Genomic DNA, 9781 nt, shown 5'->3' with positions numbered 1-9781 from the left:
TTTTTTGGCGAAGCAAAAAAGAAGGTGGCCCGCCGGGGCCAGTCCCGGCTAGCATGATCGAAGAAAGAACAGAGTTGAATCACCGAAGAGATCACTGCAACATAAACGTCTCATACTCCAACACCGCCAACTTCCTCGACAACAACACAAAACTCCCCACCACCACCACCAGCACGCTCACCGCAAACCCATACCCATAAAACGCCGGCCCCAGCAAAATCGATATCCACGTAAACAGCAGATTCAGCACCACAAACGCAAAACAAAGCCACAACACGATGCGCCGCTTATCCAGATAAAAGAACACATTCAGAATCCCCAACAGCACCACCTGCAAGCCGGCCCCGATCACATCGACATACAGAAGCGGCAGGTAAAGAGTCGAGATCCCCATCCACGTCAGCAACTGCTCGCCGGCGATCAGCAGGATCAGTGACGCCATCGCCTGCACTTTCACGATCTCGAAGATGCCGAGCCGGACGGTGGCGACCATGCCGTTGCGGAAGCGCTCGATGGTTTCCAGCGAGCCGCCGGTGCGTACCGCGTAGTAGAAGCCGTCGTATTCCTCGACGAAATCGGTTTCCAGCCGCAACAGGAAGATCGCCATGCCGGGGATGATGGAGACATAGGCGAGGAATACCGGCATGTCGTAGATGACCGAGGCGCGCAGCGGGCCGATGATGGCCTGGCTGGTCTCCGTGGTGAACCAGAAGATGAACTTGTCCACCCATACCGCAAGGTTGTAGAGCACGCCGATCAGCATCAGAGACGGGTACAGGTACTTGCCGCTGAAGAAATCGAAGGACATCAGCGTTTGCGCCGGGAAGTCGCGGGCGATCAGTACCATCATGCCGAAGAGCAGGAAGGACTGGCCGATGAGGAAACCGGCCATCAAGCCCTCGAGTTGCCACCCGCGCAGTAACTGTGCTCCCAGAACCGTGACGGTGTAGCCGAGGAAGTACAGCCAGACGATCTGCTTGTACCGCTTCATGCCGGAAAGGAAAATCGTCGCGATCCAGATGTTGCAGAGCACGACGAACGCGGCAAGGAAGAGCAGCCGGAACAGGACGCTTTGTTCGGGGAACAGAAACAGCGTCGCCAGCACCCCGCAGACGCCGCTGACAGCGGTGAGCACCAGGGTGACGCCGTAGAAGGCAGGACCGATGAGATGCCGCCGTTTCTCGAACAGGCGGTCGGCGGTGAAGCGGGTGAAGGCGAGCTGGAAGACGCCGCTGAGGATCAGGGAGAAGGCGATCAGGTAAGTGACGCTGACCTGGAACTCCTCGATGAAGCGGTTGGGCACCGTGAGCGAATAGTTCAGCATGCCGATGACGAGGATGCCGAAGATCGACAGCAGCCAGGGTCCGGAGCTGATGACGGCGGCGAAGCCGTACGCCTGCACAAGCGAGACGAGGTTGTCGCGCTTCAGGATTTTCCGCAGTTCGAATCCGATACCGGCCATGGCACTCCGTCAGCGCTGTGGATGCATCGGGCAGCGGAGCGCCTGCGCGGGTGCGCCGGGCTGCTGCAGCGATTGCTGATAGAGGCTGCGGTATTCGCCGAACATCCGCTCCTGCGTGTAGTAACGTTCCACCCGCGTGATGCCGGCCGCCTGCGCCGCATGCCAGCGCGGCAGGTCGCCCAGGAGGTTGACCGCGGCCTGCGCCAGCAACACCGGCTCGGCGATGCCGACGACTTCTCCGGCTGCGCCCAATGCCTGATCGGCCTCGTCGAGACCGTAAACGAGCTGGCGGCAGGAACCCACATCGGTGGTGACCGCCGGCACGCCGGCGGCAAACCCCTCCAGCAGCACCAGCGGAAGCGCCTCGCTGATGCTGGACAGCACCACCAGGCCGATCTTCGGCATCAGCTCATCGATTTTCTGGAAACCGAGAAACTTCACCTTGTCCTGCAGTCCAAGTCCTTCGGCGATGTTGCGGCATTCCTGCGCATAGCCCTGGTCTTCGTCCTCCGGTCCGGCGATCCAGCCTTCGGCATCCGGCAACAGGTTGACGACGGTGCGCATGGCGCGGATGAAGGTTTTTACGTCCTTGATCGGCACCACGCGGCCGATCAGGCACAGCACCGGCGGAGGGGTCTCGGGCCGCAGCGGCCGCAGTGCGGACAGGCGCGGCAGATCGATGCCGTTGGGGATGTTGCGGGTGCGCTCGGCGGGCGCGCCGTCCTTGATTTGCCGGAGCCGGTTGGTCTCGTACAGCGCGACGATGTCGTCCGACGCCTCGTAGCAAATGCGGCCGAGCGCTTCGAAGAATCGGATCCACAGGTCGCGGAAATAGGAGATCTGCGAGGCGTCCTTCTCGAAGACGCTGCGGTTGTCGCGGATCCACTGGCTCTGGAACAGGTCGATCTTGCGTTCCTTGGTATAAATGCCGTGTTCCGACAGCAGCAGCGGCCGTCCGGTCTGCTGCTTGAGCAATGCGCCGAGAAGGCCGGCATAGCCGGTCGAAATGCTGTGATAGCAACGCGCAGGTATCAGACGGCTGGCAATGCGCGCCAGCAGCCATACCGGCGCGTGCATGATGCGCACCGTCCAGAAATAATCGACGAACGAGGGATCGGTGCAGAACGCCCGGTACTGCCGGGTGATGTATTCCCACGCACCCTCGCTGTACAGGAAGGCGGCCTCGTCCATCGCCTTGCCGTCCTGCATCAGCGGCACCAGCGCTTCCAGCGATGCCGATAGCTGGCCCGCCTGGCTGCCCGGGGAACGGAAAAGTTCGTGAAACGCTTCCATCTGCGCGAATGCCTTGCGGTCGCCGCGGCGCGGCTTGACCATCGGGACATTGTGCCGTTCATGCATATAGTGCACTTCGACATGGACGACGTTCGGCGGCAATGCATATTTCGGCGGTCCGTAATCCTCGCGCCGGCTGCCGATGAAGCAGATGCCGAAGCGGATCTCGGGAAAGCCGCGAATGATCTGGTTGACCCAGCTCGATACGCCCCCGCTGACATAGGGGAAGGTGCCTTCCAGCAGCAGCATCACGTCGCAGTCGCTGGCGGTGGGCAGGGCCGCGGGTGCGGCCTGGGATGCGGATAGCGGCGCGTTCATGATGCGGGGCTCCGGGACAGGGAGGGGTTGCTCGCAGGCGCACCGGCGCGGCCGCCAAGCCAGTAGCGCTTGACGTTCTCCAGCGCCGGCCCGCCGCCGCTGTCTTCCAGTTCGGCGAGCAGGCCATGCAGGGTATCGAAACGCCGCTCCAGGAACGCCAGCTCGGCGTAGTAGGGCAGCAGTCGTTCGTAGGCGAAATGGTTCAGGCGCGATTGTTCCAGCGCATGTCTGGCGCCGGCCACGTCGCCGCGCGCCAGCTTCAGGCGGGCGATGATGAACCAGAGCCCACCGTCGTCGGCATTGATGTCGAGCGCCTGCAGCGCATGCTGCTGCGCCTGTTCGGCGGAGAACAGCTGCATATCGCCCTGCACCAGGTTCTGGTAGATCAGTTCCCAGTACAGTTCCGCGATCCGCTTGCAGAGGTGGAAGCGTTCTGCCGGACCGGGCGGCTCGCCGTGCGATGCGTTCGATCCGGCTTCCAGCAGCTGGCGCTTTTCGACGATCTGGCGGGTGATGTGTTTTTCCTTGCTGTCCAGGATGCCGTATGCCAGCAGCCGCACGTCGTCGGCCGGGTCGGCCAGCAGATTGCGCAGCAGCGGGCCGATAGCCCGCACCGGCGTGTCCTGCACCGCGATCAGCGCCTTCAGGCGCTGCTCCACCGGCGCGTCGGTATTGGCAAGCTGCGAGCGTGCCTGTCCGCTGCGGAAACCGGTGCCTTCATGATTGCGGTAGGTGTTGAATTCCGGCGGCTGCATGGTGCCGAAGGTCGCTTTCTTTTTCAGCGTCGGCAGGATGCGGTAGAGCACCACGGCGAGCGCTTCGGCGACCATGCTCAACACCGGGATGAAGAAGTGAAAGGAAAACAGCAGCGCGAACAGCAGGGTTTTCTGGCGCCGGTATTTTCTCGGCGCCAGCATGCCGACGGCAACCGCCATCAATGCGCTGGCGATGCCATGCAGCAGAAAGTACTGCAGCATCAGGGCGACGCTGCGGCTTTCCGAGAACAGCAGCCAGAGGGCGGCGGTTTCGAGAGTCAGCGAAGAAAGTGTCAGCTTATACAGCACAGCGCGTCACCAGGTGGGAGAGCGTGGCCGCAGGCGGCGAAAAACCGATGCGGGCAGTGTGCATGACGACCCGGCTGCCGATGAAGCCGGTGCCGAACTGGTTGCGTATCGCGCCTTCGATCCGCAGCAGGTAGCCTTCCACCGCCGCCGAGCCGGCCAGCGGCAGCAACGTGATGAGGGCATGATGCTTCGGACCGGCCAGTTCCCAGGAAATATCGACGCCGCGCTTGAGGCGCTTGACCTGCTCCAGGATATCGAGCGACACCTCGTCGTTCTCAAAAACCAGCGCCACCAGCGATGAATCGATGCCGGACGATAGCCGGATGCGATGAAGGCGCACGATATCGAGCGCCAGTTCGGGCGGACAGGCAGGTACCTTGGCCAGCACGCGGCGCGTGGTCATATCGAGGTTGACGCCGTCGGCGTAGTAGTCGGTGAGGACGGACAAGAGCTGCAGCGTCTCGGCGTTGAGCGCGAGGAAGGGGAGCTTTTCCACCGCGAGAACGCCGATCGGGCGTCCGGTCGAGGGCAGTAACGGCGCGCAGATCAGGTAGCGGCTGGTGTCGCGTGCGTCGGCCGGCATGCCGTCGGACTGCACGTGCGTGAGAATGTCTTCATCGAGGCTGTGGCGCAGCAGCGGGTCCTGCATTGATAGCTCGGACGGACTGCCGAGCACAGCCGCCGCCGGCAGGATCGGCATGCCGTTTTCATCGAGCGCATAGAGTGCCGCGCGTTCAAGCTGGCAGCTCTGGCCGAGAAGCTGGATGAGTTCCTGCGCGCCAGGCAACCCCTCGCCGGTCTTGCTGCGGTCCATGCTGATGTCGCGCAGGCGGCTGAGCGTTTCGCGCAGGGTCACCGGCTTGACCAGCAGGTCCTGTTCGAGACGTTCATGCGACAGGCGCAGCAGGAAATGGTTTTTGGTCAGTGTCTTGAGACGTTCTTCCAGGTAGGCGCTGGTCGCCAGCATGCGCCGGGTGCGCTCCTTCCAGGTGTCGGAAAACTGGCCGGCGATCAGCACCACGCCGAAACCGCCGACGAAGAAATTGCGGGGAAACACGGGGTTGTCGCCGATGCCCGGCCAGCCGTAGCGAGCCATCATCAGCCACCAGCCGACATAGAGTCCCACCGCCAGCAATCCGATGGACGAGCCGTGACGCAGCGCGATCAGCAAAGGCGAAATCCAGAGCCAGGGAAATTCCGCCTGGACGCCGAACATGTCGTTCGGCCATACCCGGCTGCCGATCGCCAGCGCGCCGCCGCAAAATACCAGCACGTCCACCAGCGCCATCGGGGAACGGCGGGCAGCCTGCATCTCATCCGGTTCGAGAACCGAAAAGCGGCGCAGCATGTCGCCGATGGCCAATGCGCCATCGTCCGCGCTGTCGTTCATCCGCGCATCTGCCGGAGAACGCCGCATGCGAATCGCTGCCAGGCGGCGAAACAAGGCGATCATTAGCGGGCCGCGTTGATGACCGGAGCGAGCTGGCCACGCAGGAGTTTCTGTGCCAGCGCCGACAAGGCCTCGCGGCTCCAGCCGGTGCCGCCGGCGGCGGATGCCCACAGCACGTCGCCGCTGCTAACGTCGATGACCTGCAGCGTCAGGCCGACGGCCGGTTCGCCGTCGATGCCGACCTTGTACCGCCATTCGTCGACGCCGCCGGCAAGCGCGTAGCGGATATTTTCCCGCCGGGCCCATTCCAGTGCCGCATCGCGCTGCTTGCGATCCATCGGCTCGAACAGGGTTTCGGTATTCAGGCTGGCCGGATAGCGGGTGAGCTTCGACACGCCGCCGGCACGCAGGAGGTTTTCCGCGATCGATTCGGCGCGCAGGCCGGCCTGCGGCGTTTCGGTATGGTTGACGAACGGCAGCACCGTCCAGCGCGCATTGGATTCAAGTTTGGGCGGCGGTCCGGCATCCATCGTGGTGCAGGCGCCCAGCAAGGCAAGGCAGCCCGCGAATGCCAGGGATAGCAATGCGCGCGAGCGGGAAGCCGAGGCGCCTGTCGATGCAGTAGTCAGTAAAGCCATTTGTAATTGATCCCCAATTCTTGAAAGCCGCGTGGAATAGTCGGAGTGCCGCTGCTGCGCTGAAAGCGCAGGGTCAGTACATCCTGACCGAGCACGCTGCCGGCCACGCCACCCGACAGGTTGTAATTGCGACCGGAGTCGCGGTTGTATAAAAGACCCGCTTCGAAAAAAGGACGCAGCGCCCGCGTGTAACGTCCGTCGACCACCGTGCCGATACCGACGCTGACGCCATACGACACGCTGTCCGTCGGCAGCATGCCGAGGTCGGTTCGTCCCTCGGGAAGATATCGCATCAGCGATGCATCGATGCGGCCGTCATCGTCGAAGCGGCTGCCGGTCGCGAAGGTGCGCACGGTCAGATTCGGGTATTCCAGCCGCAGGTGGCTGCCGGCTTCCGCCGTCCAGCTCCGGCCGGTGCCGAGCGACGTGCCTTCCTGCGATGCGTAGCGCTGCCAGCCGAGGCTGAGGCGCAGATATTCCGCACGGCTCAGTTGATAGGTCAGGTTGGCGTCGACGCCGCTGCGCATGCCGCCGATGCGCAACAAGGGCGTTTCCACCGCGCGCTGGTGGATGCCGATATTGCCGGTCAATCGCAGTGGCGAGGCCGGCGACAGGTCGAAATCAAGACGCATGCCGGTGACATTCGCTGCCGCCTGCCGCGTCTGCACGCTGAGGGCGGCGTAGCCGGTCGGGGTGCGCTTGCGAAGCGTCAGTTCGGCTTCGTTGTCGCGCCGCGGCGTTCCGCGCAGCACTGCCGGGTCGATGCTCTGCGGATCGCGGTGCGAAAGCGTCAGCGACAGTTTCATACCGTTCGTGAGCTGCAGGCCGGCGGTCGCTTCGGTACGGTCGATGTGCAGCGCCGGATCGTCCAGGCGCGAGCGATTGAATTGAAATGCCGCCGGCTCGTTGACGGTGAGGTTCGTCAGGCGCAAATGCAGTTGTTCATCGGCGTCGAGCAGCGCCAGTTGGTCGAAGGCCAGTGTCTGCGCGAGCCCGGGACGGCCCGCGCGTTCGGCCGCTTCGACGCGGTCGTACATCGGCAACCAGTCGGGCAGTTTGTCCAGCATGTCGTCGAGCTGATGGCGGTCGCCCTTGTTCAGCACCATCGCGAGGTCACCCCAGAGCGGCTTTGACAACTGTCCGGCATAACGCGTGGCCAGCCAGGCGGCGGCGAGGTCATTGGCCTGGCGGTTCAACGCATACGCCAGCGCCAGTTCGCGTACGCTGGCTGTCAGGCGGGCATCGTCGCGCGGCCGCTGTCCACTGCCCGGTGCGAACATGCGCGCAGGGTCCGCGGGAACCGCCGCTGCGCGTGCAATGGGTTCACGGTCGGCGCGGTCCATGGCCTCCAGCAGGCTCTTGCCGTCCTTCGGAAGCGGAGCGGCTGCGGCGGAACCGGACTCGACGAGCTGCGTCACGTCGGCACGCAGCAGCGCCTGCACCACCTGCCGGGCGCCATCGCCGCCCATGAACAGCGGCGCGGTGGCGGCAAGGCGGTCCCGCAGGGCACGCAACTGGTCCGGCGGCGCGTTGCGCAATACTTCGGGCTTGCGCAGGTCGAGCCAGGCGCGGCGTCGGATGCGCCAGGCGAGATCCGGCTGGCTGTTGGCATCGAGGCATTCGGCGTAGCTCATCAGCCACAGGTAATCATCCCTGGGGAAACCGTCCTTGCGGAACCAGTGCAGGGCGGTCGCCTGGCGATTGATCGCCATGTTGGCGGCGGCGAATGGTCCCCACAGGGATGGTGTCGTTTCGGCATCGTGCGCCCAGGCGGCGAGCGCCTCTTTCAAGGGCGCGGTGTCGCGGGCGGCAATCATCGCCCACAACATGCCGGCGCGGAAATCGGCGCTGTCCGGCGCGAGCTTCAACGCCGCGCGCAGGTCCCGCATTGCGCCCGGCAGGTTGTTGCGCGCCTGTTCGACGGCGGCGCGTCCGGCCAGGAAGTCCGCATCCTGTTCCAGCGTCGCCAATGCATCCCGGGAAAGGCCTTGCAGGAAACGATGCGCGCCGTCGAAGTCGGCTGCGGCCAGTCTGGTGTTGAGCGCACCCTTGGCGAATTCCGGATTGCCGGAGCGGGCAAACTCCGCTTCCGCCAGCAGCGCCGCCGCCCTCGGATGGTCGGTGGAGAGAAGCGAGAAGAGGTTGCTCGCATCGTTGCCGTTGTGGGCGTTGCCCTCCACCAGTTTGCGGTAGGCTTCCTGCGCCACCGCGTCGTTCTGCAACTGCGCGGCGATCTGCGCGTACGCACGCCAGAAGGCAGCATCCGCCAGCGTGGCCTGCGGCGCCGAGCGCGCCAGCTCATCGAACGCCTTGTCCACCTGGCCGCGCTGGTAGAGCAGGGTGGCGATCCGCAATGCGCGCGCGGCGTTGGGCCTGAATTCGGATTGCAGGCGGCGCAGCGCGGCGATCAGTTCCGCTTCCTTTCCACCGCGGCTGGCAAGGCCGGCCAGCAGTTCGAGGTCGCCTTCCCGCTCGGCGCCGGAGACGGTGCTCCTGCCGACAACCTCACCTCGGTTATTCACCCCCAGACGGTCGCGCAGCGCCTGCATCGCCTTGTCGGCCTGTCCCGCGTTTTCGTATAAGGCAAGCAGGCGTTCCATCCAAACCCGCTTCCGCGGTTCGGACACCACCTTGTGACGAAGTGCGGTCTCCAGCGCGGCCTGGTCGAACAAGCCTTCCGACAGGCGCAGCACCGCATCCCATCCTTCTTCGCTGCCGGTCATGCGCGCATACGCCAGCCACTGTGGCAGCGCGTCCTGTGGCGCGCCGCTCCACTCGCTTGTCTGCGCCAGGCGCTTGCGCCATTCCGCCGCGTCCGGCCGTTGCCGGACGGCAGCCACTGCCAGCCGGCGCGCCGCATCGAGGTTGCGGTTTGCGAGAAAGACCTCGAATCCCAGCCGGTACGATTCTTCGTCGAAGGGCGCCGCCGGGAATGCATCCGTGCCGGCGGCCGGGACTGTTGCCGCAGGTCCCGCCACGCGCACCAACCTTGCCGGGCCGGCATCCTGATTCCCCAGCGATGCCAGCCATTCATAAGGCGTCTGATGGCGAACGCTGCGTATGCCCGGTTCCCGGTCGAGGAACGACATGCGAAGCATGCGCTTGACGTAGCGCTCGGCGAAATCGAGCCGGTTGTTCGCCTGCGCCACGCGCACCAGGAAACGCAGGGTCTCGGTGTCGTTGCCGAGGGGGCCGATGTGTCGTTCGGCGGCGGCCAGCGCTTCGTCGGCGAAACCGCCTGCCTGTAACGTGCCGATCGCATCCATGAACAATCGTCGCTGGCGGTCGATCGCAGTGCTTTGCTGCATCGCCCGCAGGTAGAGAAGCGCGCTGGTGCGGTAATCGCCGATGCCGAGCATGCCGCGCGCCGCGTCATCATAGAACGCCGCCGGCATCTCCTCCGCGGAGGTGGCGATGCGTTGGTAGACGGCGGATGCAACGGTCGTCTCGCTGCTGCGCATGGCCTTGCGCCCCAGTTCCAGCAGCCGCTGTCCTGTCAACGGCCATCGCTGCATTGCCCGCAGCTGCTGCCGCAAAAGGCCCCGCATCACGTCGCGGCCGGGAGCATCCGCCGGTTCCGCGTAGGCCTGCTGTTCCAGAATCGACAGCTTCAGCC

At 64.6% G+C, this 9781-nt stretch carries 6 protein-coding genes; all 6 read right to left on the bottom strand.

The annotated features are described in order from the left end of the window. Positions 1 to 91 precede the first annotated feature (91 nt). Complete coding sequence (gene pelG, locus V7080_RS19690) at positions 92 to 1462, bottom strand: exopolysaccharide Pel transporter PelG (RefSeq protein WP_334190093.1); 1371 nt, start codon at positions 1460 to 1462, stop codon at positions 92 to 94. 9 nt (positions 1463 to 1471) lie between these two features. Further along, positions 1472 to 3073: a GT4 family glycosyltransferase PelF gene (pelF, locus tag V7080_RS19685; protein WP_442947258.1), complete on the bottom strand. Its 1602-nt coding sequence runs from the start codon at positions 3071 to 3073 to the stop codon at positions 1472 to 1474. Beyond that, a complete protein-coding gene (locus V7080_RS19680) occupies positions 3070 to 4137 on the bottom strand; it encodes a hypothetical protein (RefSeq protein WP_334190092.1) in 1068 nt (355 codons plus the stop codon). The genes pelF and V7080_RS19680 overlap by 4 nt, the downstream gene beginning before the upstream one ends. Continuing rightward, positions 4127 to 5590, bottom strand: coding sequence for a PelD GGDEF domain-containing protein (locus tag V7080_RS19675; RefSeq protein ID WP_334190091.1), 1464 nt, complete (start codon positions 5588 to 5590; stop codon positions 4127 to 4129). The genes V7080_RS19680 and V7080_RS19675 overlap by 11 nt, the downstream gene beginning before the upstream one ends. Continuing rightward, positions 5590 to 6165 carry a penicillin-binding protein activator LpoB gene (locus V7080_RS19670; protein WP_334190090.1) on the bottom strand — a complete coding sequence of 192 codons (576 nt, stop codon included), beginning with the start codon at positions 6163 to 6165 and terminating at the stop codon, positions 5590 to 5592. The genes V7080_RS19675 and V7080_RS19670 overlap by 1 nt, the downstream gene beginning before the upstream one ends. Further along, positions 6153 to 9781 (bottom strand): tetratricopeptide repeat protein (locus V7080_RS19665; RefSeq protein ID WP_334190089.1); only part of this gene is annotated, 3629 nt, incomplete at its 5' end. The genes V7080_RS19665 and V7080_RS19670, both read right to left, overlap by 13 nt.

The sequence above is a fragment of the Noviherbaspirillum sp. genome, assembly GCF_036846085.1.
GTDB lineage: Bacteria > Pseudomonadota > Gammaproteobacteria > Burkholderiales > Burkholderiaceae_D > Noviherbaspirillum.
This window is presented reverse-complemented; position numbering and strand designations above follow the sequence as displayed.